15 protein-coding genes are annotated in these 25,128 nt (G+C 41.4%); 8 read left to right on the plus strand and 7 right to left on the minus strand.

What is annotated here, in order from left to right; genetic code table 11:
• Positions 1 to 5: 5 nt before the first annotated feature.
• Positions 6 to 890: an ABC transporter ATP-binding protein gene (locus N6H18_RS08495; RefSeq protein WP_262311409.1), complete on the minus strand. Its 885-nt coding sequence runs from the start codon at positions 888 to 890 to the stop codon at positions 6 to 8.
• An 89-nt stretch (positions 891 to 979) separates the two neighbouring features.
• On the opposite strand from N6H18_RS08495, the gene N6H18_RS08500 reads away from it, so the two are divergent.
• Positions 980 to 1,165, plus strand: coding sequence for a hypothetical protein (locus tag N6H18_RS08500; RefSeq protein WP_262311410.1), 186 nt, complete (start codon positions 980 to 982; stop codon positions 1,163 to 1,165).
• Between the two features lie 179 nt (positions 1,166 to 1,344).
• Here the strand turns inward: N6H18_RS08500 and N6H18_RS08505 are convergent, their stop codons facing one another.
• Together N6H18_RS08505 and N6H18_RS08510 are read right to left on the minus strand one after the other, a co-directional pair.
• Positions 1,345 to 3,252, minus strand: coding sequence for an ATP-binding protein (locus N6H18_RS08505; protein WP_262311411.1), 1,908 nt, complete (start codon positions 3,250 to 3,252; stop codon positions 1,345 to 1,347).
• A 14-nt stretch (positions 3,253 to 3,266) separates the two neighbouring features.
• Entirely contained in the window at positions 3,267 to 3,644 is a 378-nt protein-coding gene (locus N6H18_RS08510; protein WP_262311412.1) for a hypothetical protein, read from the minus strand.
• 389 nt (positions 3,645 to 4,033) lie between these two features.
• Between N6H18_RS08510 and N6H18_RS08515 the strand changes: the two genes are divergently transcribed.
• Both N6H18_RS08515 and N6H18_RS08520 read left to right on the plus strand, forming a co-directional pair.
• Positions 4,034 to 4,324, plus strand: a complete 291-nt coding sequence (locus tag N6H18_RS08515; protein ID WP_262311413.1) for an FtsB family cell division protein — start codon at positions 4,034 to 4,036, stop codon at positions 4,322 to 4,324.
• Positions 4,325 to 4,353: 29 nt separating this feature from the next.
• Positions 4,354 to 4,911 carry a hypothetical protein gene (locus N6H18_RS08520; protein WP_262311414.1) on the plus strand — a complete coding sequence of 186 codons (558 nt, stop codon included), beginning with the start codon at positions 4,354 to 4,356 and terminating at the stop codon, positions 4,909 to 4,911.
• Between the two features lie 5 nt (positions 4,912 to 4,916).
• Here the strand turns inward: N6H18_RS08520 and N6H18_RS08525 are convergent, their stop codons facing one another.
• From N6H18_RS08525 to N6H18_RS08540, 4 genes are all read right to left on the minus strand, one after another.
• Positions 4,917 to 5,678 (minus strand): NRDE family protein, encoded by a 762-nt coding sequence (locus N6H18_RS08525; RefSeq protein ID WP_262311415.1) that lies wholly within the window; start codon positions 5,676 to 5,678, stop codon positions 4,917 to 4,919.
• Between the two features lie 173 nt (positions 5,679 to 5,851).
• The gene (locus tag N6H18_RS08530; protein ID WP_262311416.1) at positions 5,852 to 6,490 is read right to left on the minus strand and encodes a LolA family protein; all 639 of its coding nucleotides are present in this window, start codon (positions 6,488 to 6,490) and stop codon (positions 5,852 to 5,854) included.
• Positions 6,491 to 6,515: 25 nt separating this feature from the next.
• Positions 6,516 to 9,053 carry an FtsK/SpoIIIE family DNA translocase gene (locus N6H18_RS08535; RefSeq protein WP_262311417.1) on the minus strand — a complete coding sequence of 846 codons (2,538 nt, stop codon included), beginning with the start codon at positions 9,051 to 9,053 and terminating at the stop codon, positions 6,516 to 6,518.
• A 77-nt stretch (positions 9,054 to 9,130) separates the two neighbouring features.
• Positions 9,131 to 10,153 (minus strand): quinone-dependent dihydroorotate dehydrogenase, encoded by a 1,023-nt coding sequence (locus N6H18_RS08540; RefSeq protein ID WP_262311418.1) that lies wholly within the window; start codon positions 10,151 to 10,153, stop codon positions 9,131 to 9,133.
• A gap of 131 nt (positions 10,154 to 10,284) precedes the next feature.
• Between N6H18_RS08540 and N6H18_RS08545 the strand changes: the two genes are divergently transcribed.
• The 5 genes from N6H18_RS08545 (at position 10,285) to N6H18_RS08565 (ending at position 25,121) form a co-directional block, all read left to right on the plus strand.
• Positions 10,285 to 13,431, plus strand: coding sequence for a PAS domain-containing protein (locus N6H18_RS08545; protein ID WP_262311419.1), 3,147 nt, complete (start codon positions 10,285 to 10,287; stop codon positions 13,429 to 13,431).
• A 174-nt stretch (positions 13,432 to 13,605) separates the two neighbouring features.
• Positions 13,606 to 14,943: a hypothetical protein gene (locus N6H18_RS08550; RefSeq protein WP_262311420.1), complete on the plus strand. Its 1,338-nt coding sequence runs from the start codon at positions 13,606 to 13,608 to the stop codon at positions 14,941 to 14,943.
• Between the two features lie 148 nt (positions 14,944 to 15,091).
• Positions 15,092 to 15,793 carry a LytR/AlgR family response regulator transcription factor gene (locus tag N6H18_RS08555; RefSeq protein WP_262311421.1) on the plus strand — a complete coding sequence of 234 codons (702 nt, stop codon included), beginning with the start codon at positions 15,092 to 15,094 and terminating at the stop codon, positions 15,791 to 15,793.
• A gap of 258 nt (positions 15,794 to 16,051) precedes the next feature.
• Positions 16,052 to 23,974, plus strand: coding sequence for a choice-of-anchor L domain-containing protein (locus tag N6H18_RS08560; protein ID WP_262311422.1), 7,923 nt, complete (start codon positions 16,052 to 16,054; stop codon positions 23,972 to 23,974).
• A gap of 220 nt (positions 23,975 to 24,194) precedes the next feature.
• Positions 24,195 to 25,121: a PorP/SprF family type IX secretion system membrane protein gene (locus N6H18_RS08565; RefSeq protein WP_262311423.1), complete on the plus strand. Its 927-nt coding sequence runs from the start codon at positions 24,195 to 24,197 to the stop codon at positions 25,119 to 25,121.
• The last annotated feature ends 7 nt before the right edge of the window (positions 25,122 to 25,128 follow it).

The following is a 25,128-nucleotide window of genomic DNA, read 5'->3' on the forward strand; positions in this document are numbered from 1 at the left end:
CGGGCTTAAACTAATTGGTGAGAAGTATTGATTTTAGAGAAGAATACGTCTTCCAGATTAGGTGAAATCGCTTCGAAACCATCACCAGGATTATTTTCACTCAACACATGAATGAGCGGTTGTCCACCCACCATTTTGTTAGAAATAATGGAATAGTCATTGGCATAGGAGGCAAGTTGCTCTCTACTCACGATTTTTTGATAGACTCTGCCTTCTAAGGAATTGATGGCATTTTGAGGAGAACCTTGGTAGACGATCTGACCCAGATTCATGATAGCCATATTGGTGCATAATTCGCGTACATCATCCACGATGTGCGTAGAGAGTATGACAATCACTTCATTGCCTAGGTCTGCCAACAAGTTGTAAAAACGATTTCTTTCTCCCGGATCAAGACCAGCCGTAGGTTCATCTACGATGATCAATTTGGGATTTCCTATCAGGGCTTGAGCAATACCCACTCTTTGTTTCATTCCTCCTGAAAATCCTTTGACACTTTTGTTTCGCTTATCATACAGGTTGACTTTGTCTAGCAGGTATTTGACAAGTTCCTTTCGCTCTTTGGATTTAGTGATGCCTTTCAATATGGCCAAATGATCCAACAATTGTTCTGCAGTGATTCTGGGGTACACCCCAAACTCTTGTGGAAGATAACCTAAAATTTTTCTAGCCATTTCTGGATTTTGAAGTAGGTCAATATTATCTAGCGTCGCAGTGCCTTGATCAGCTTCTTGGAGGGTAGCAAGGGTTCGCATGAGTGAGGATTTACCTGCACCATTTGGACCTAAGAGGCCAAACATGCCATTTGTGATTTCAATATTAACATTGTCTAGTGCTTTTGCACCATTCGAGTAGGTTTTGGATAGGCCTTGTATAGTGAGTTTGTTCATTTGATAAGTTTTTGAGATAGGTTGTAATTTGTATTAAAAGCTTACAAAAAAGTATGATTTTTTACTGAAGCTATAAAAAATAGGTGGCTGTGCAAAATAATATTTTTAATATGGCCACCGCCATTGTTTACAAAGTCAATGAGACCATGAACTACGAAATAGCCCACCAAAATACGGGTGAATGGGGTAAAATAGTAGGCGTCAGTAACTTTCGTCTCGACCAAGTCACCAAAGGCAAAGTCATGATCTACCGACCTATCAAGGAGAAGGGCTGATAACCATGAATGATGGCCTATTGCTCTGATGCTCTAGTCGCCTTGAGGGACCCTCATCTTGTCACCCAGAAGCACAGTCCTTGTGAGGACTCGCAAGTAGCTTTGCAGCATCAGCACTGCCTATCTGATGCTTCGAATCCAGAACATGATGGGGGGAGATTCGCTCTTTTAAACTTGTTTTAATTTGATAAGGGTAAATAAATCTGGAAGGTAGTACCGACTCCTTCCTCGCTATCAACTTCGATCTTGCCGTGGTTGAGCAGGATGAACTCATGGACGAGGTTGAGACCTAGACCGACACCTTTTTCTCCTTTTGTGCCCCATTGCTTGCGGTTGCCATGGAATCCGAACAAGGTCTGCATTTTGTCTTTGGCTATCCCGATACCCGTGTCCTGTACTGTGAAGACTGCAAAGTTCTCTGATTGTGCAACTGATAAGGTTACTTTTCCACCTTCTGACGTGAATTTCAGGGCATTGTTGAGCAGGTTGCGGATGATGGTGGAGGCAGAGTTGATATCTACTTGTAGCATCAGGTCGGAGATAATTTCTTCCGTCATGGTGATTTGCTTCGCTTTTGCAGAGTTGCGAAGTACTCTGAGCGAGGGGTTGCAAATATCCTCGGCACTGACCTCTTCGGGCTTGTAGGGGAAGTGTCCTTGCTGGCTCATCGCCCAATCTAGCAAGTTGTCCAATAGGGCAGAAATCTCGAAGGACGAATCCTCCAAAATCAGACCTATGCGTCTGAGTTCGTCGTAATCCTGATTGGCGATCTGTTGTTGGATCAACTGAACCACTCCCGTAAAGTTGCTGATCGGGCCACGGAGGTCATGTGAGATCAGAGAGAAGAACTTGTCCTTGGTCTTGTTGAGTGCATCGAGATCGTTTTTTTGTTGCTCGATCACCTCTCTTCTTTCTCGGACGATTCTGACCGTCTTTATTTTGAGTCGGTAGAGTTTGTAGAGCACGATTGACAGTCCGATCAGCAGTGTCATCACGATCAAACCTGCCCAGAGCATGAGACGGTTGACTTTGGCCTCTTCTTCCAGCAGCTCTACTTCGGCTTGTTTGAGGTCGATTTCTGTTTGTTTTTGACCTACCTCGTACTCGGTACGGAGATCGGCCATTTGGCGGATTACTTCTTCGTTGTTGATGCTGTCTCTGTAGATCAGGTATTGACTTTGGTGGTGGTAGGCCTTTTCGTAGCTCTTGGTGGCTTTGTAGAGATCAGAGAGGGTCAGACTGGCATCTCTGATTTGTTCCTTGAGCCCTTCTTCTTGCCCAATAGAGAGGGCATGTTCAGCATACAGTAGGGCTTTCTTGACATTGCCGCGCTTGGCATAGATTTCGGCTAGCGAGGTCTCATATACAGCGATGGGATAGCGATCACCCATTTTTTCCAGAATCTGGATCGCTTCGTTCATGTTTTGTTCTGCTAGGTCGTATTTGCCTTGTTCTGCATATACTAGCCCGATATTGCCCATAGTATAGGCTGTACCATAATTATAATGCTGCAGATTAAAAATCAATTTTGACTCCTGATAGAAATTCAGAGCAGAATCATACATATCTAAATCCCGAAATACTTCTCCAGTATTCAATAATGTAACAGCTAGATTAATAGAATCTTTCTCATTTCTATATATTATCAAAGCATCAGAGTAGTACAATAGTGAGAGGTCTAGATTCTTTTGTTGTATGTATACAGCACCAAGACTTGACAATGTAGCTGCTTCACCTAATAAGTTTCCTTTATTTTTATAGATTCTAAGTGACTTCAAATAGTAAGAAGTTGAAATAGACAACTCACCTTTGAGTCTGTGTGCATCACCCAATGCATAAAATGCCCTATTACGTTGTTGATCTGTTTTTGCGAGTTGTAAAGCTTGATTGGCATATTTTATAATCGTATCGGGATTAGTAACTGATGGGTGGGTTGATATTTTTAGAAAAAGGTTGAGTTTAATAGAATCATTCAGATTTTTTTGTTCAAGTGCATGACGCAAGCTGTCAAGTGTATCCATTCCCGTTACTGACAGACAAAAAAGAAATGAGCCTGTGAATGCACAGGCTCTCAATAAATTCTTCATCAACTTATGTATTCTCATTCAGTTGGAGGAGGAGTGACCTTCATTTGAGGGTCAATGGTTATAGTCTCCCCATTATAATTCACGAATGTTACATCATATTTACTCTCTCCTTCTAGACACGCTTTGATTTTTGCCTTCCAATAAGTGCCCTTTCTCTTTGACTGAAGATCATAGACAATGTCTCCTGATACTATTTTGATTTCGGTGATTTTTTTGACACCTGCTCCTGCAAACCATCTAATCTCACCATCACCGTTACCATCTACCAAGGTAGTAAATGCCTCTGGGTTGTTTGGATCGCTTCTGTTTCCTTCACTATCCAAAAAAAAAGGCTCATCTTGAGAGTCCATGACAAAGATGACTGCATCTTCATACGTTTGTTTGTTGCTCATTGATTTTGATTGTTATGTTTAACACTATGTTAGAAATAGATTAGCTGGCGAGATGCTAATATTAGATAAAGCAGAGATGATATAAAAGTGTTTCAAATGAACTTTCTTTTACTTTGATCAAGTTGTTTAGAGCTTGATAGAATAGTGAAATTTTAACTTGTTTAAATTCTATTAATTGAGCATTGTATTCATTTCTTTTCCAAACTGACTAATTTGAGAAAACAGCGATTATTCAGAATAAATGGGAGTGGCTTGTATTGTAAAAGATATCTTGAGGTTAATGGCTTTGAACTAATATCATGTTTGTTGTTAGCCTCAAGATTAACTAGTACCCAGTATTTTGTGATTGATTAATTCAGGGTTAATTTAGTGGTGTAAAACATTTGCTCATGAAACACTCATATAAGTTTACCAAGAACTTTTACTTCATTGCCACGGTAGTGTTTGTGGTGTGGATGTTGTTTTTTGATTCCAATGACTTTTACTCTCAGTATCAGTTGAAGGCCAAAGTAGAGGAACTAGAAGACCAAAAGGTCTATTATGAGAAAAAGATTGAGGCAACCGAGGCTGATCGTGAGGCACTATTGAAAGACTCCGAATTGCTAGAAAAGTTTGCCCGAGAGAAGTATTTTATGAAAAAAGACGGCGAAGATATTTTTGTAGTCGTAGAGGAAGATTGATTTACAATTTAGGTGTATCCCATAAAAATATGAAAACAACCCTGTTTACTCTGTTATTGATTTTGACAACCCAGTTAGTATTTGCTCAATCTTCAGCGGGGTATACCATCGAGGGAGATCGTCCGGGTAAGAAGGAAAGAAACACCGACTGGACAGAAAAAATTTATATAGGTGGAGGATTGGCAGGATTGTCATTCAGTGATCGTATCACTAGTGTTGGGTTTTCTGTTTTGGGAGGTTATAGATGGACCGATAGATTAAATACGGGTTTGGGAATGAGTTACCAGTATTTTGAGGACAAATACTATGATGATAAATATAACGTCTTTGGTCCGCAAATCTTCGCACAATATCTCATCTATGGTCCTATCTTTGGAATGGCACAGTATGAGTATAATATACTGAACTACAATGGTCGCAATTATAATTATGACGGCTTGTTTTTAGGGGCAGGATATAGCCAAAGCGTGGGGAAAGTTTCAATCAACTTTTACTTGCTATACAACGTCCTCTATGAAGAAAACAACCGAGAAGATGGCTATTCCTCGCCTTATTCTATTGGAGCCAACTTTATGGTGGGATTTTGATCTGTTTAGATGATGGGAAATTTCTCCACAGTCAAATGCGCTTGCTGCTCTTCGAGTGGGTAGGTTTTTTCTAAAAAATGTAATTCTTTTTCCTTTCTGAGGATGATAGTGGAGCAGCGGGTGCCATATCCAGGAAGCTCAATAAAAAGTGCAGATAGCCCTTTTTCCATCCCATAGGGAACACCCGTATGTGGTAAGTCTGCGTCTGCGGCCAATTCTTTGTTTTGAAGAAAATCCAGAAATGTTTCAGGTTGATCTACTCTATTAGTGATTAACTGAGACAATGTTAGTTTACCCTTTTGCACCTTGGGCCATGACTCATCGAAGAGACCGTTGCTGAGGCCATAAATCCCTGGAGCGATGGCTATGATCTCCTGACTGACATTGCTGTAATAGTACAGTTCATTCATGTCTCCGACTAAAAGATTGAAGGGGTTGTATGGAATTTTTGAGTACTGGATTTGAGTCAAATATTCTTTTGGGGAAATGTGACTGGTCAAAAAATCGGTTGTGAGTTTGCCTCTGCTCGGGGCATCTGAATCAATACCTTCTATATCCCTGAAGTTCGTCAGTGCGGCAAAACGACCATTTTTGCTGACGCCCATCCAAGTACCGCCACCTATCAAATCCTTGCCTGCTAGTATGTCAGGTTGATCCTCCCAATAATGTGCAGGAGTCGTAGGTCTTCTGTAGAATTCGTCACGATTGGACGCCAAAATCAGATTATAGTCTGGATGATTCTTCCAACTGAATAGGATGGTGCACATGATTCAAAGTTCAAGGGTAGAAATTCAAAGTTATACGAAGGGAAACCAAATATTAGGTAGATTGGATGCTGAATTCGGTCCATTGAGTACAAAATCCACAAGTCTTGATCACACTCAATTAATCGAAAAAAGCTCTACGTTTTTCGTAGAGCTTTGTAAGAATATCTAATGGCTTATCTGAAGTCAATTACTTCTACACCTGGATTGGCTTTGGTGTTGAAGGTGAAGTCAGCATCTTTGATTGTGTCATCTTTGGTAAATGTGAGGATGGTGTATACGTATTTGCTACCTGATTTGTCGAACACTCTAAATGTTTTGAGTTCTTTGTTAGCTGAATTGATCTCCATTCTGATTTTGAAATAACTTTTGTTCAAATCCTCTGGAACCAAGTCTACTACGTCTGTTTTTCCTCCATCTCTAGATTCTAGGTAGAGATATTTGAATCCACTTTGGTAGAGTGTGAAAATGTTGGATAGAGAGATGTCATCGCTGTTTTCTTCATAAGGAGCTACAGTCACTTCTTTGTCTTCTTTGAGGTAGGTCCATACATTGACACCATCAAACATGATTTCCTGTCCTTCCATTTTGAGCTTGTATTTGTCACCTTTGACACTGACAGCTCCTTTGAATCCCTCGTTGATATCTTCTTCGGGATTTTCCATGTTGTACGTGAACGTTGCTTTGAACGAGGGTATAGTCTTATACTTATTGCTCATCGCGTCCAATATGGCTTTTGCCTTCGGGTCTTTTTGTGCCAATGCTTGGTTGAATACCAGTGCGATCAACAGTAAGCTTGTGGTTAGAAATTTCATTGCTATGTATTTTTATTTGTATTTTTTACGATTGTCCGTTCAGATTATTCAATAACTGTTCCAAACTATATTCGTCCGAAACGAGTACCTCTCTTGCTTTGCTTCCCTCGAATGGGCCGACGATTCCTGCGGCCTCCAATTGATCGATGAGTCTCCCAGCTCGGTTGTATCCCAATTTGAGTTTTCTTTGGATGAGAGAGGTGCTGCCTTGCTGGTGCATGACGATGAGTCTGGCGGCATCATCAAACAATTGATCCCTGTCTTTGAGATCTACTTCACCCACACTGCTTTCTCCTTCTTCTCCGACAAATTCTGGGAGCAGGTACGCGCTAGGATATCCTTGTTGACTCCCGATAAACTCACAGACACGCTCTACCTCAGGTGTATCCACAAACCCGCATTGGAGTCGGATGATCTCTGAACCCATCGACAGTAGCATGTCACCCATACCGATCAACTGATCTGCACCTCCAGCATCCAATATGGTTCTGGAGTCAATTTTAGACGTGACCTTGAATGACAACCTGGCTGGGAAGTTGGCTTTGATGATACCTGTGATGACGTTGACTGAGGGTCGCTGTGTCGCTACTACTAAGTGAATGCCGATTGCTCTGGCAAGTTGTGCTAGTCGCGCAATGGGGGTCTCTACTTCCTTGCCAGCTGTCATCATCAAATCCGCCAACTCGTCAATCACCAAGACAATGTAGGGCAAGAATCTGTGACCTTTTTTTGGATTGAGTCTTCTCTCGACGAATTTATGGTTGTATTCTTTGAGGTTTCTGCATCCAGCGTCTTTGAGTAGATCATACCGGTTGTCCATCTCAATACACAAAGAATTGAGCGTATGAATTACCTTTTTGGTATCAGTGATAATCGCCTCTTCGCTGTCTGGGAGCTTAGCCAAGAAATGTCTTTCTATTTTGTTGAAAAGGGTCAATTCTACTTTTTTGGGATCGACCAAAACAAATTTCAACTGCGAAGGGTGTTTTTTGTAAACCAAAGAAGTCAAGAGGATGTTGAGACCTACTGACTTACCTTGCCCAGTAGCTCCTGCCATGAGTAAGTGTGGCATCTTCGCCAAATCGGTTACAAATACCTCGTTAGAAATCGTCTTACCCAATACAATTGGTAGCTCAGCCCGACTTTTCATGAACTTTTCTGTACAGAGTACAGATTTGACGTCCACCATTTCACGGTTTTTGTTTGGGACTTCTATACCGATGGTTCCTTTGCCAGGGATAGGTGCAATGATCCTGATACCCAATGCCGCCAAGCTCAGTGCAATGTCATCTTCTAGATTCTTGATTTTGGAGATTTTGACACCTGCATCTGGGATGATTTCATACAAAGTGACTGTAGGCCCGATGGTGGCTTTGATACTTGAGATGCCGATCTTGAAATTGATCAGTGTTTCTACAATCTTGTCTTTGTTTTGCTCTAGTTCTTCCTTGGTGACTTGTACCTCTTTGTTTGGATAGTCGTTGAGTAGTTCTGGTGTTGGGTATTTGTAATTGCTCAGATCCAAAGTAGGGTCGTAGTTTTCCAAGGTACCGACAACTTTGTCCGGTGTCTTGTTGATCTCTGCTTCAAACGCTATGTCGTCGTCTTCTTCGATTTCTTCTTTTGGAGCAATTTCTTTGGGTTTTACATCCAGTACTAATTCTGGCTTTTCTTCTGGTTTTTTGGCTGTTTTTGGGACGTTCAATTCCCAGATATCTTTGGTTTCTTTGTTGAGCAGTGCTTCTTCTTCGGCGACTTCTTCTTTGATGGAGGCGACCACAGCAGCTATGGCAGCTGAGTCATCATCTTCAGCTTCTTTGGTCACCAAGACCATGTCATCATCACCTTCATATTCCTCATATTCTTCTTCACCGTCTTGATCCACTGATTCTAGTGAGTTTTCACTGTTTTCGTCAATAGAATGATCCTTTGGGAATGAAATGCTGGACAGACCAGTCATGTGGGTGATGTTGAGGAAATAGATCGCGAATACAACAAAGGTGAAAATGAGGAATAGCAGTGTGCCCCATCCCATCATGCTGTCAAGCAAGGCTGCCAATTCAAATCCAGTACCACCGCCCAAGAAGCCCCATTCGTAGATCGATTCTGAGTTGATCATGAAGTAGCCGATCAGAATACTGACCCATAGTAGAAAGAAAACCACTACATAGAATGATTTGGAAATGGGTAATATTTCTCTCCTAAATACGATTTTGTATCCAATCAAGAACAGAAAAGGAGGAATCAAGAAGGAAGCAATCCCAAAGTACTGATAGATGAAATAGTGTGAGGCGTAAGCACCAAACAATCCCAGCCAGTTTTCGGCTTCTACACCTGATGCTTTGACACCAGTATCTATGACATTGCCGATGATGCTCTGGTCAGCTTTGCCTGTGAACAAGTAGGAGAAAAATGCAGTGAATAGGAATAGACTGGATATCAAAGCCAAAAAACCCAAAGACAGATGTAGTCTCCTGTCCTTTAAAAACCCGATTGAAATTGTCGGGAGTTTAAATGCTTTCTTTTCTTCCTTGGTTTGATTCTTAAAAGTGTTCTTGGCCATTCAATCGAAATTCAGATCGTAAAATAAACAATTTGTGAGCAAATAGTCATGATCATTTGCTCCGCTTAGCGTCCAGATCAGCCCATTTTGTTGTTTATTTTTTGGATCAACCGAGGGCCTTCATAGATGAAGCCACTGTAGAGCTGGATCATGCTGGCACCAGCTTCGATTTTGTCTAGGGCACGTTGGGCAGAATTGATACCTCCTACACCTATGATGGGAAATGAACCGTTGGATTTTTCGTGAAGGAAACGGATGACGTCTGTGGATCTCTGGTGAACTGGGGCGCCACTCAGGCCGCCATTGCCGATGGACTCTACCTCCGAGGGGCTGGTTGTGAGACTAGTGCGGTCAATGGTCGTGTTGGTCGCGATCACACCTGCGATTTTGGTTTCGTTGACGATATCCACTATGTCATTTAGCTGAACATCTGTCAAGTCTGGGGCTATTTTGAGTAGAATGGGTTTTTGCAGTTTTTTCTTTCGGTTTTCTTCCATCAGTCGAGAGAGCAGGTCTGTTAATGGCTTTTTTTCTTGCAATTCTCTAAGTCCTGGGGTGTTGGGAGAGCTGACGTTGACGACAAAATAATCCACGACACTGTATAGTTCTTTGAAGCAAATCAAATAATCATTGACTGCCTCTTCGTTAGGTGTGATTTTGTTTTTGCCAATATTGCCTCCTACGATGACTGAGGATTTTCTCCTCTTGAGCCTTTCTTTGATCACATCCACACCATCGTTGTTGAAACCCATGCGGTTGATCAGTGCTTCGTCTTGTTTGAGTCTAAACAGCCTAGGTTTGGGATTGCCAGATTGTGGTTTTGGGGTGACTGTACCAATCTCTACGAAACCAAAACCCATGGCAGCAAAAGCATCAATGGCTTCAGCATTTTTATCCAAACCTGCAGCCAACCCGATTATATTAGGGAATTTGAGCCCCCATAATTCTTTAGGCTGGCTCGATACTTTTGGGCTAAAGAGCTTGATAATGGCTACACCAAAGGGAAGAAAACAAGCTAGTTTCAGAAAGAAAAAGGTGATGTGGTGTGCCTTTTCAGGATTGAATTGAAAAAGTAAGGGGCGAAAAATGCTCTTGTACATAGTTGTGAATATTCGATCGCAAAACTAATTATTATTAGTTAAATTGGAGTAAGATCAACCCAATGCCATCTATGACTGAGCCTAAAATAAATTCTCAATTAGAAAATCAAAATTCTTTTAATTCAAGACGATTGTCACTAATAATATCCTATCTCACTTTTGTGATGGGCGCATTTGTGATATTAGGATGGATATTTGATCTTGAGATTCTGAAACGCCCCATTTCAGGATTGGTCGCTATGAATCCACTGACTGCTGTTTGTTTTATGTTGTCTGGAATGGGACTGTATCGTCTGAGCAAACAGTCTGTGACTGGCTCCAAAGATATATTGATGGTGTTCAGTTTGAGTCTGATTATTTTGATCAGCATAGTGAGGTTGGTCAATGAGTTTTTTGATTCTTCCTATCAGATAGACCAAGTGTTGTTTAGCCGGGTGTTGTTGGATGATAGGATTGGTAATGTTTCCAACAGAATGGCTCCCAATACTGCTTTTGGATTCTTTCTACTTGGAGTTTCTATGTATCTATCGATAAATGATCGCCAGAAGGGTTTGGCCAATGCCTTGGTTCTAGGAGTTTTTATAGTGGGTTTTTTCTCTGTACTAGGGTATTTGTATGGCGTAGGAGAGTTTTTTGGTGTGCTGGCCGAATTGCCTATGTCTTTGCATACAGCGGTGGGTTTTATGCTCGCTGCAGTGGGAATACTCATGTGCAATGCTGAAAGTGGATTTATGACGACTATTGTGAACCGATACTCAGGAGGGAGAGTGGCCAAGATTATGATTCCTCTGGTTATCATTATTCCAGTATTGTTTGGTTATTTCCGTCTAATTCTTTCTCCAAGAACATCTATGAGTTCTGAGTTAGGAATTTCTATTCTTATTACTGGTATCATCATCGCCTTTTTGACTACTACTTGGTTTTTGGTTCGTACCCTAAATAGAAATGATGAAGTAAAAGAGCGTTTGGATCAAAGTCAGGTGCAATTTCAAAGTGCATTTGAATATTCTGCCATCGGAATGGCATTGGTTTCCACCACAGGAAAGTGGTTAAATACCAATCGACAACTGTGTGAAATGCTAGGTTATAATAAGGAGGAATTGGAACAAATGACCTTTCAGGAAATCACTCACCCAGACGATCTAGAAACAGATATCAAGCAGGTGTACCAACTCCTAGAAGGAAAGATAGATAGCTACCAGATGGAAAAAAGGTACTTTCATAGAAATGGAGATATTGTATGGGCATTATTGAGTGTGTCGCTAGTCAAAGGGCGTGATGGGAGACCACTACATTTTGTCTCTCAAATTGAGAATGTTACGCAGAGAAAACAAGTCGAGGAGGCCTTGAAAAGAACATCGGATAGACTTACTCTCGCGACTCAAGCTGCCAAAGTAGGGATATGGCAATATGAAATTGCCAATGATGAGTTAATCTGGGACGATATAATGTATGAATTGTATGGTTTAGAAAAGGGGCAATTTTCAGGAGAGATTGAAGGATGGAGACAAGGGATGCATCCTGCAGATGTAGAGCGTGGAGATCAAGAGATTGCAGATGCACTTGCAGGGAAGAAAAAATTTGATACTGAATTTAGGGTTATATGGCCTGATCAATCCGTTCACTATATTAAAGCGTTGGCTTTGGTAGAGCGTGATGAAAAGGGGCAGCCACTACGAATGGTTGGAACCAATTGGGATATAACAGCGGATAAAAATTACGAAGAAGCACTTCGGAAATCCACCGCACTGGCTGAGATGGCAAAAAAGGAGGCGATTGATTCTGCAAAGGCCAAAGAAAATTTCCTTTCAACGATGAGTCACGAGATCAGAACACCTCTCAATGCTATTCTGGGAGTAACCAATTTATTGCTTTCAGAAGAGATGAAGCCTGAACAATTGGAGCATCTAGGTTTATTGAAGTTTTCTGGAGAAAATCTCTTGACACTTGTCAATGATATTTTGGATTACAACAAGATAGATGCAGGAAAAATAGAGTTTGAACAGGTAGATTTTGACCTCAAGGAGCTGTTGATACGAATCCAGCAGACGCTATCACCTAAAATAAAAGAAAAAGGGCTAGAGTTCGTGTTTAGGTATGACGAGGCATTGCCGTATATTTTTGTAGGCGACTCAGTTAGGATTTCTCAAATCATTAATAACCTACTGAGTAATGCCATAAAGTTTACTGAGGAGGGCTTTGTCAAACTGGATGTATCACTGGTGTCGATGGATGATAAACAAGTTAAAATCCATTTTAGTGTAAATGATACTGGGATAGGGATTCATAAAGATAATCAATGTATGATTTTTGAGAATTTCTCACAAGCTAGTGAAGATACGACTAGAAAATTCGGAGGTACGGGATTGGGATTGGCTATTACCAAAAAACTACTCGAATTAATGGGAAGTGAGATTCGATTGGATAGTGACTTAGGATTGGGGTCTGTCTTTTCATTTGATGTGACTTTACCTAAAGGGGACAATTCGTCTATTGCGAGCAAAATGATACCAAGTGAAACAGTATTTGCTAATGTAGCAAACAAGAATATCAAAATACTAGTAGCAGAGGACAATCGGGCTAATCAGATTGTTTTGGGAAAATTTTTGGATAAATGGGGTATCAACACAGATTTTGTTGAAAATGGTATTGAAGCTGTGGAAAAGGCCAAATCCGAAATGCATCATATGATTTTGATGGACCTGCAGATGCCAGAAATGGATGGGTATGAGGCTACACAGAAGATAAGAGAGGCAGACACAGTCTATGGGAAACAGGTACCTATTGTTGCCTTGACAGCTTCTGCCATGCTTGATGTAAGGAGAAAGGTTAAGACACTTGGAATGACAGATTTTATTACCAAGCCGTTTAGTCCTGAAGAACTCTACAAGAAGATAATCAAATATCACCTTACTGTGAATGTCAAGAATCCGATAGGTCTACCCAACAACCCAGTTTATCAGAAGTTGAGTAATTATGCTGATGGAGAGGTGGGTTTCATTATCGAACTGGTTGATCATTATTTAGGGAATTATGAGGAGTTTTATAACCTATTGTCAGAAGTACAGAGACAAGGTGATATTATGATGCTAAAAGAAGCATGTGATAAAATAAGTAAGAGCAACGAGGCCTTGTCCATCGTTCATATGGATCAGGCATTCAATATTGTCAGGACTTTGGCTACTCTCAACACAAGTGACGATATATTGGAAGACATCAAACTAGCGTGTGATCATGTCATTGAAGAATTGAAAACGATAAGGGCAGCTTTAGTTTGAGGTAAACTTATCGTGTGTATGTATGCACTCAACCTCAAAGTGAGGGATTTGACCGAGAAAAATTATATAGAATATGTTTAACCAATAACTTGTCTTCTAAATGGATTATGAAAAGGAATTCAAAAGCCACGAAACACAGGTCGCATGAGGTACAATCAATATAAATCAGAACTTATGGCTAATAGGACGCAACTGGTGATCCTAGACCATGAAGGAAGCTATATTGATTCTTGTCAGACCTTGAAAAATGTGTCTGGTTTCGAAGGATCAATTTTCATGAACAGCTTTATTATCAATAAGTACAAAGAGCAAATTTTGAATTTGTCAGAGGGTCAAGAGATAGAATGTTTCTGTATCTCAGACCCGTTTTTTAGACAAGATCTCATTTGTGACTACCAGATAAGGAAAGTAAGAATAGAAGGACAAATTCAACTGCATTGGCTCATACATGATCGCACACAGTCATATATGAGAGGGAACGAACGGGAAATGAACGAAGTAGAGGTAAGAGAAGAAAATAATGAGTTGCGTCAATTGGTAAGAAAATTGGAACAAGAAAAGTATATAAATCTAGCTGTCTATGGCAAGCTGTACCATGAGATGAAAGCACCTATTTCAGGGCTGAAATTTTTGTCTACATCTATCAGTAGATACTTGGAACCAGAGTTAAAAAAGAGATTTCAGTTGAGTTGTGGGATTATTTCTGGTTATTTGGAGCATGCTGTCAATCAGCTAGGAAACACAGAACTCAAAGAAACCAATTCGCCATTCAAAATAGACCAAATCATCGCAGCGGTAGAAGATACTTTTCTTGGGGAAAAGGATGTTCATTTACTATTTGACAAGGAGTTTGAATCATCCATCGTGATTGGAAACAAATATAAGCTCTATACAGGGATAGTTCGTTTACTGAGTATAATCAACGATAGTCGTCCAGATGGTCGTGTACGAATAGTTTTCTCTTATGATATGGCGACTCATTCCCTGTTGTTGACTTTTAGACCCAACTTGCTCCCAGATGCACAGCATCGAGTTGTACTCAAATACTTGGAGGTAAGAGGAGTATTGGATCTCAAGGTGGAAATGGGGACATTGGTGATGATGTGTCCAGTAGACGATATAAAAATCATTAAAACTATCCCTGTCCAGAAAAAAACTAATTCTGAGGTAAGGGAAATAACCCAAGCACATTTCCCTTATCTGTATCAGATTACTAACCAAGATGATGATATGGTAAGAGATATTATTGAAGGGGTGTTGGATGTAGTCCCCTTTGAGCTAGAAAAAATGTTGCAGCAATATGAGGAGAGAGATTTTAATGCACTTGCTCGTACTACGCACAAGGTTAAGCCCAATTTTGAAAATCTAGAACAAAAACAGTTTATGTCCAGAATATTTGAAATAGAAGCTGCAGCACTCAACAAAGATGATAGTTATCTTAAACAGCACCTAGAGTCATTTGTCCGGGAGGCAAGTGCCAGAATTGATGAACTAAAAGGAATTTATACTTAATGAAATACCTCGAATAGAGGTGTTTTTTTCTATATGTCACGAGAATCAGATTTTATATCAGAGTAAATTTTTGTAACTTTTAGTGCAATATCCAATGAGGGTTTGAAATTACGATCAAAAGAAGATTTTCAATTAACCAACTACCACCATGCCGAAGAAATTAACTTGTATAGCCATCGATGATGAGTTTATTGCTTTAAAGATTATTACATCCCTTATAGATCAGACAGGTTTTTTAACGTTGCTAGGGTCATATCAGAATGCTGTGGAAGGCACCAATGCAATCATTGAAATGGAGCCAGATATTGTGTTTCTGGATGTGCAAATGCCAGAGATCAATGGTTTGGATATTATCAAATCATTGAATCATAAGCCTGAAATCATACTTATTACTTCTCAGGTCAAGTATGCGGTAGAGGCGTTTCAATTTGATGTGACCGATTATTTGGTAAAACCCATAGAAAGTTATACGCGGTTTATAAAAGCCGTGACAAAGGCTAAAGACAATCTTGCATTGAAGGAGCAAAAACTCACTGGTAGTGATGCGGTGTTTATGAAGATAGATTTTTTACTCACCAAAGTACAATTCGAGTCCATTTTGTATGTGGAAGGCTATGGTGATTATATCAAAGTACACACAGCCTATCAGACCCATGTGGTGTACTACAAGTTGAGCAATATCGAAGAAAAATTACCTAAGGATATGTTTTTGCGGGTACATCGATCATATATTGTTCAGGTCAATAAAATTGACAACATAGATCAAAATAGTCTGCTCATAGGAGAGTCAATTGTGCCTGTGAGTGCTACATACAAACCAGAGCTACTGGATAGAATCCAAATGCTCTAGTCTGTACATATACTCCCTGAGATGCTTGGGTAGGGTAAGGTAAATACTGTTTAGGCTCATTCATTCATCCTCATAGAACCTTCTGTTGTCCTATTTCCATGCCACAAATCCAGAGTGTCAGGGGATTTAATTGATTGTATTCATTTGGTTCAACCCAGTTTGTATTTCAGCTCACCGAGTAATCTTGGACTTTCAACGAGTCGCCTCATATAGGGGGTAGTTCTCCTTTAATATTGAGTATTCATAAAAAGACAGACTATGAAAACTCACAAAGCTACCTACTCAAATCATTCAAAAAAATTCAACAAGGCATTTATGGCTAAATGGTCATTTTGCTTATTTCTGCTCTATGCTGGCCTCAGACTCAATGTCATGGCACAGGCGACCATAGACAATGGAAGTGCAGGAGCCAATGCATTGATGACACGCATAGAAGGAACAGGAGTCACACTTTCTAATGGGGTTTTTCCCAACCCTGGTGATGCGGGTGCTCAGTATGGTACTTTTTCCAATGGCATAAATGGGGCTGGACTCAGTGTAGACTCGGGGATTATCTTGTCTACAGGTAGTGTCGCCACGGCACTCTCTTCAAACGATGCGGCTGGTTCGACAGAAAATACTGGCAATACATATAGTGATCCTGATTTGGTAGCAATCAATTCTACTGGAATTTATGATGCAGCTATTTTTCAATTTGATATTACTACTGGAGCGGATGTTGATGCTATTATCATTTCTTATCAATTTGGATCAGAAGAATACCCAGACTATGTGTGTTCTAGATACAATGATGCTTTTGGATTTTTCGTTTCAGGCCCAGGGATAAGTGGTACACAAAACATTGCACTCGTCCCAGAGTCGGGCAATGTTGTGGCTGTCAATTCTGTGAATGGAGGATCATGCGGCAGTGCTCAAGATGGTACTGCCACTGATTTGACAAAATCCAATTATTTCATAGACAATAATGAAGGAATACCGGGACCATTGTATGTAGAGTTCAACGGGATGACTACCCTTCTCAATGGGCGTATAGAAAATTTGACGCCTAATACGACTTATACTTTCAAAATAGCTCTGGCCGATGTTGGTGATGGTTCTTATGATTCAGGGATTATTATCAATCAAGTCGTCGGTTACAAAACCAATTCAGACAATGATGGACTTGATGATATTGCTGATTTGGATGATGACAATGACGGAATAGATGATATTATAGAAGCAGGGGGCAATGAGCCCAATGGGGATGAAGATGGAGACGGTCTTGAAAATTGGAGAGATGTTTTGGACAACAACGGTGTGAGCGATGGGTCTGCTACAGTCTATACTGATAGTGATAATAATGGATATCCAGATGTGTATGATACGGACGGTGATGGCATACCTAATCACCTCGATTTGGACAGTGACAATGATGGATGTGATGATGTGGTAGAGGCAGGTTTTGAAGACCCAGACAACGATGGCTTGTTGGGAACCTCGCCTGTGACATCTGATGCTCAAGGTAGAGTAGATGGGCAAGGCGGGTACACTGGTACCAACAGTTACGTGACTACTGTGGGCATAGCAGGAAATATCACTACACAACCTGTAGCGGCGAGCGTCATGAGAGAAGAAGATGCATCATTTTCAGTCTCAGCTACTGGTGATGAACTGGTCTATCAATGGGAAGAATACAATGGTACGGCATGGAGTACCATAACCAATGGAGGCTCTGCTCCGGGATATACAGGTGCTAATAGTAATAGTTTGTCTATTACAGATTTACCACTCGGACACAATGGGTACGAATACCGTGTCGTTATCACAAGCACCTCATATGCATGTACAAACCTCACATCCAATGAAGTGAATTTAGAGGTGTTGGCACCTCCATCTGATACGCCAGTGATTACTGATGATTTTTGTGTAGAAACAGCAGGTACGGTGTCAGAAGTCAATGGGTCTACCACTGAGAATACAACCAATCTTATCATAAGAATCTATGTTGCGAATACTGAAACAGGTGTTAAAAATGAAGTAATACCTAGCCAAGTTGTATTTTCTCCTGGATCGTGGACTGCCGAAGGGCTTTCTATCAATGCTAATCAGTGGGTATTTGCAACAGCAGAAAATGTGAATTTGAGTGAGCCAGAGGGAAGTTTCTCCCCTGGTGTACAAGTACGTACCAAGACACCAGACCCGACCAATTCATTGAAAATCACTTCTAGCCCAGTAGCTGGAGATGCTACATTGGAAGGAGAGGTGTTGATATCAACGACATCAGCCTATGTGATTCAACTGTATATCGATGGGGTGAAAATCCCTGGAGCTGTAGCGTCTGTTCCTCAAGGGGCATTGGCTGCTATTGGCAATTGGGTTATTGAGGATTTAGATCTGCCATCACCTGTGCTATATGCCAATGGTGTAGCGACTGTTACAATGGATAATCCTGATATTGCGTTTTGTGAAAGCAATCCATCGGCAGGAGTACTCATTGCTTGCAATCCTACCAATACTATTGCTTTGATTTCTTCCCAAGATCCAAGTGGATGTGATTTGACAGACGGTTCTATCCTGATAAATGGTTTAGATGTCAGCCAGCCATATACCATCAGATACAAAAAGGACAATGTGGATGTTTCGACCAATGTAACTTCGAATACAAGCGGCGAAGTAACTATTTCAGGACTCAACGATGGTTCATACACGGATATTTATGCTGATTTATCTTCTTGTCCGTCTAATATTCTTGCAGGACCAGTGGTGTTGAGCGAGCCAACATCGGCAACCATAGCTCATCAACTTTCATTTAATCCCACCACATGTGGGGGAACCGAAGGATATATCCAACTGAGCGGGTTATCTGGCAATACTTCGTATACAGTAAACTATAAAAAGGACGAAGCGCCTGTGAGTCGCACTATTGCTGCTTCTGGCGGAATATTGACTATCAATAGCCTATCTGCAGGTAGCTACTCGGACATTTCTGTCACTTCATCTAGCTGTACATCTAATATACTCGTAGGCCCCTATAGTTTGAGTGATCCTCTGGCACCTACGATTATTTATGATACAGAGCAAGCACCAGCCTCGTGCTCTTCGATGGATGGATATATCCGTCTGAGTGGTTTAGTTCCATCTAATAGTTATGATTATCAATATACCAAAGACGGTTCGTTGGTCAACTCTGCATCTCCATTGATCGCAGATGTAACTGGAGCTGTTCAAATAGACAACCTAGGCGCAGGCACTTATACCAATACAAGTGTTTCCCAAACAAGTAATGGCTGTCAGTCCAATACGATACCTAGTATCGTATTGAATCCACCTGATATTGAATTGGGTATGATTATAGATCCAACTACATGTGGTGGTATGGATGGTTCTATCGAAATCATCAATTTAGCTGAAAACACTACGTATGATCTGGATTATCAAAAAGATGGTTCACCTGTTTCTACTTCGACTTTTACTGCAAGTAGCTTAGGAGATCATGTTATTTCTGGGTTGAGCCAAGGGATTTATACAGATATTACTGTTACAAATAGTGGTTGTGTTTCTAATACTCTGTCTATTACCTTGTCAGAACCAGCTAACCCTGTAATCACACAAGGTGCTTTGGTAAACCCTAGTACGTGTGGAGGGACAAACGGCAGCATTGAATTGACTGGTCTAGAGATATCAACGAGCTATACAGTAGAATATACCATGGGGAGCTTGGTGTCTCAACCCTTGACGTCTGATGGAAGTGGTAATCTGACCATTTTAAGCCTTTCAGCAGGTGAATATACTAATATCAGTGTTACGCTTAAAAATTGTACATCCAATCAGTTGGCTTCAATTGTATTAAGCGACCCAGCCACCCCAACAATTACCTTGGGACAAAACCCAGTAGTTTGCGTAGGAACTACATCGGGAGACTTGGACTTCAGTGCAACTACCAACTCCCCTGATACTTATAGCATTGATTTTGACGGTGCTGCCGAAGCTTTTGGTTTTGTAGATGTGGTAGGTGCAACACTTTCTAGTAGTCCTATCGTTATTGATATCCCAGCTGGAGCTGATCCTGATACTTATCAAGCTACCATTACGGTAGAGAATGCTTCCACAGCTTGTGCAAGCTCCATGGTGGATTTTACTGTTTCCGTGATAGGGTTTCCATCTGTGCCTACTGTTCAGCAACTAGTGACCAATGATGAAACTCCTGTCATTTCAGGAAGTGCAGATGCTGGGGTAGCATTGGTAGTCGAAGTGGCAAGTGCCATTTACAACTTGTCTGCCGATGGAAGTGGCAATTGGAGTATCGATACTGAGGTATTAACTCCTGATAATGGAGTTTTTACTCCCAATACAAATGGTGCAAACGAAGTTTTGGTCACAGCTGGTGTGTCAGGGTGTGAAGTTTCAGACATGACGGCAGATGAACTCAATATTGATACGACACCACCGACTGTAGATATTCAAGACGAACCTACGGTTATTGTGAGTGCTTCAGCTTTTACAGTAACACTTAGTTTTAGTGAGGATGTGTCCAATTTTGTGCTTTCAGATATTATTGTAGGAAATGGATTTGCATCTAATTTCAAAGTAATTGATGGAAGTACTTATACGGTAGACATTACACCAGACATGTCTGACGATGTAACCATCGATGTACCTGCTATAGTAGCGAATGATGTGGCAAACAATGACAATACAGCAGCTACACAAGCAGTAGTCCCGTTGAATCCAACGGCTCCAACAGTGCTGAGTCAATTCACGAACAATCTAAAACCAATAATCTCTGGTACTACAGGTACAGGTACTGCATTAGATACAGATGAAACCATGACAGTGACGGTCAATGGTGCGACATACAATGTAGTTCCAAACGCAAATGGAAAATGGAGTGTCGATACAGATAGAGACAGCCCTGCAAGTGGGTCTCTAGGAATCTTTTCGAATGGCAACAGTTACGAAGTTGTAGCTATTGTAGAAGATGCGGCAGGCAACGAAGGCGTAGATGTGAGCTCCAATGAGATAATCATAGATACAGTAAGCCCAACAGTACCTACTGTAGTGAGTCAAACGACGAATGTCGTTAATCCAGTGATTACAGGAACGACAGGGACAGGTTCAGCCTTACCTGGCGATGAAACCATGACGGTGACGGTCAATGGTGCGACCTACAATGTAGTTCCAGATGCTTCAGGCAACTGGAGTGTAGATACCTCGACAGATTCACCATCGAGTGGGACATTGGGTACTTTTGATGATGGCAGTACTTACCAAGTGGTCGCTACTGTGACTGATGCAGCAGGCAATGAAGCTTCAGATACTACAACGGATGAGATTGTCATCGACAGAACTGATCCGACCGCTCCGACCGTAGCTGCCTTGACTTCCAATGCTACCAATCCAGTGATTACAGGAACGACAGGGACAGGTTCAGCCTTACCTGGCGATGAAACGATGACGGTGACGGTCAATGGTGCGACCTACAATGTAGTTCCAGATGCTTCAGGCAACTGGAGTGTAGATACCTCGACAGATTCACCATCGAGTGGGACATTGGGTACTTTTGATGATGGCAGTACTTACCAAGTGGTCGCTACTGTGACTGATGCAGCAGGCAATGAAGCTTCAGATACTACAACGGATGAGATTGTCATCGACAGAACTGATCCGACCGCTCCGACCGTAGCTGCCTTGACTTCCAATGCTACCAATCCAGCGATTACAGGAACGACAGGGACAGGTTCAGCCTTACCTGGCGATGAAACGATGACGGTGACGGTCAATGGTGCGACCTACAATGTAGTTCCAGATGCTTCAGGCAACTGGAGTGTAGATACCTCGACAGATTCACCATCGAGTGGGACATTGGGTACTTTTGATGATGGCAGTACTTACCAAGTGGTCGCTACTGTGACTGATGCAGCAGGCAATGAAGCTTCAGATACTACAACGGATGAGATTGTCATCGACAGAACTGATCCGACCGCTCCGACCGTAGCTGCCTTGACTTCCAATGCTACCAATCCAGCGATTACAGGAACGACAGGGACAGGTTCAGCCTTACCTGGCGATGAAACGATGACGGTGACGGTCAATGGTGCGACCTACAATGTAGTTCCAGATGCTTCAGGCAACTGGAGTGTAGATACCTCGACAGATTCACCATCGAGTGGGACATTGGGTACTTTTGATGATGGTAGTACTTACCAAGTGGTCGCTACTGTGACTGATGCAGCAGGCAATGAAGCTTCAGATACTACAACGGATGAGATTGTCATCGACAGAACTGATCCGACCGTTCCGACCGTAGCTGCCTTGACTTCCAATGCTACCAATCCAGTGATTACAGGAACGACAGGGACAGGTTCAGCCTTACCTGGCGATGAAACGATGACGGTGACGGTCAATGGTGCGACCTACAATGTAGTTCCAGATGCTTCAGGCAACTGGAGTGTAGATACCTCGACAGATTCACCATCGAGTGGGACATTGGGTACTTTTGATGATGGCAGTACTTACCAAGTGGTCGCTATTGTGACTGATGCAGCAGGCAATGAAGCTTCAGATACTACAACGGATGAGATTGTCATCGACAGAACTGATCCGACCGCTCCGACCGTAGCTGCCTTGACTTCCAATGCTACCAATCCAGTGATTACAGGAACGACAGGGACAGGTTCAGCCTTACCTGGCGATGAAACGATGACGGTGACGGTCAATGGTGCGACCTACAATGTAGTTCCAGATGCTTCAGGCAACTGGAGTGTAGATACCTCGACAGATTCACCATCGAGTGGGACATTGGGTACTTTTGATGATGGCAGTACTTACCAAGTGGTCGCTACTGTGACTGATGCAGCAGGCAATGAAGCTTCAGATACTACAACGGATGAGATTGTCATCGATACTAATAATAATCCAATTGCAGTTGAGGACGTGGTTTCTACTTTTGAAGATCAGCCTGTCACTATTGATATATTAGACAATGACTCTGATGTTGATACAGATCCTCTCACAGTTTCGAATGCTATTTCAGACATAGGTACTGTAGTTATCAATACAGATGGAACTATTACAGTGACACCTCCTACTGATTATATTGGGGAAATTGTAGTTACCTATGAAATATCTGATGGAAGAGGGGGGGCTGCTGTAGGTTCTGCGAAAATTACAGTGTTAGAAAACAGATCGCTAGATATTACAATGGAAGAGCAATGTATCAAGGATGTACCATATGTTGACTATGATGTCGCTGCACTTGGTTTTGACCCAGAAGGTTTGATGGCTATGGTAGAATGGGTGAATGCAAGTGGTAATGTTGTACAAACATTGAGTAACCAACCTTTGTCTGGTAGGCTATTATGGCCAGGTGCTGAGGTAGATTCTAATGGGAATGGGATTAACTGGCCAGGTTGGGATTTTAACGATGGTGCCTGGATAGAGGTAGAAGATGGACTTAGAAATGGCATGAGTGTTCGTATTTCAGTGAATCCTCAAAACACACTAAGCGTAAGTTACCCTCCTGCCACTCCTGCTTGTGCGGCCCAACCTATCAATCCATTTGATACCATGGACACAGATGGAGACGGTATTGTAGATAGAGATGAAGATACAAATGGCGATGGAAATCCAGACAATGACGATACAGATGGAGATGGTATTCCAGATTATTTGGATCAAGATGATGATGGAGATGGAATATTGTCCATAAATGAAGACCTAGATATGGATGGTGATCCAATGAATGATGATACAGATGGTGATGGTATTCCTAATTTCATGGATAGTGATGATGACGGGGATGGCCTGCTATCAGTTGCAGAAGATGCTGATGAAAATGGTGATTTGACCAATGATGATTGTGATCAAGATGGTATTCCTAATTACTTGGACATGGATCTATGTGAGTTGTCAACCAAGGTGCTCAACAACGTTATTTCTTCATCAAGTCCAGCACCTTATGACAGACTTCAAATTGACCATATAGAAGATTTTCCGAACAATTCGGTACAAATATTCAATCGCTGGGGAAACAAAGTATGGGAGACCAAGGGCTATAACAACACAGACAATGCGTTCTTCGGTTCAGCTGATGGTTCAGGTATCCTAGGTTCCAATGGCAACTTACCTGTAGGTACATATTTCTATGTCGTAGATCTAGGGGGTAATGAAAACCCGCTCAAAGGATTTGTAAGGGTGCAATAGATCTTCTAATAGTTGATCAATACCTGCTACATCGATCACAAATTTGTGATCGATGTAGCAGGTATTTTTATGTTCGATCCTAAGTATAAAATGGGGGCAGTTCACCGAGAAAAAATTATGCTTCAACGAGTTCATCCATATGAGAAAACTAGATAGGCTAAAATTGAACATTGAAAAAATCTAGTAGGATTTTAAAGATTCGAACAAAAACGACCTGAAGATGAAAAGTATAAAAATCATACCAATTGTTCTGGGAATCCTGTTGATGGCTCAGGGACTGAGCGCTCAGCAGCAGGTTATGTATACCCAATACATGTTTAACCAACTGGCTATCAATCCTGCGTATGCGGGAATTCATGATGGGATCAGTACTAGTTTTTTGGCACGTCACCAGTGGGTAGGGTTTGATGGAGCGCCCAAGACTCAGACCTTTTCGATTCATAGTCCTATTAAATATCGTTCAGTAGGTTTGGGAGCAGTTTTGATTCGCGACGAAATAGGTTTGACAGATCAGTTAGGTGCTTACTTTAGTTCCTCTTACTGGATCAATTTTGCCAACAATACCAAACTGTCTTTTGGTATTCAAGCGAGCTTCAATCAATACAAAGTGGATTACTCCGAAAATCCTAACAATGATCCAAACCTTGCGAGTCAGAATATCAATGACATTGCGCCTAATGCAGGTGTGGGTATGATGTGGCATTCGGAGCAGTTTTACCTTGGATTTTCGATACCTCAACTGGTAAATTATTCTTTGGATCCTGTTGGAAAAAGTAGCCAGGATCCAGATGCAAAACTCATTAGACACTACTTTGTGAGTGCAGGGTATGTGTTTGAACTTAACCGCAATTTGAAATTGAAACCTAATTTATTATTCAAATGGGTAAAAGGGGCTCCTTTTGAAATTGATATCAATGCCAATTTTCTTATCAAAGAATTGATATGGCTAGGTATTTCATATCGCTCACTAGACAGTTTCGACGCTTTGTTTCAAATACAAGTGACCCCACAGTTTCAATTGGGCTACTCTTATGATTTCTTGACGACCTCCGAATTGAGTAGAGTCAATAGCGGTTCGCACGAAATCATGATCAATTATGTGTTCAAGAGGAAAGGTGACAAGATTGTAACACCAAGATATTTTTAAACCAATA

This window comes from Reichenbachiella agarivorans (assembly GCF_025502585.1).
Classification (GTDB): domain Bacteria; phylum Bacteroidota; class Bacteroidia; order Cytophagales; family Cyclobacteriaceae; genus Reichenbachiella; species Reichenbachiella agarivorans.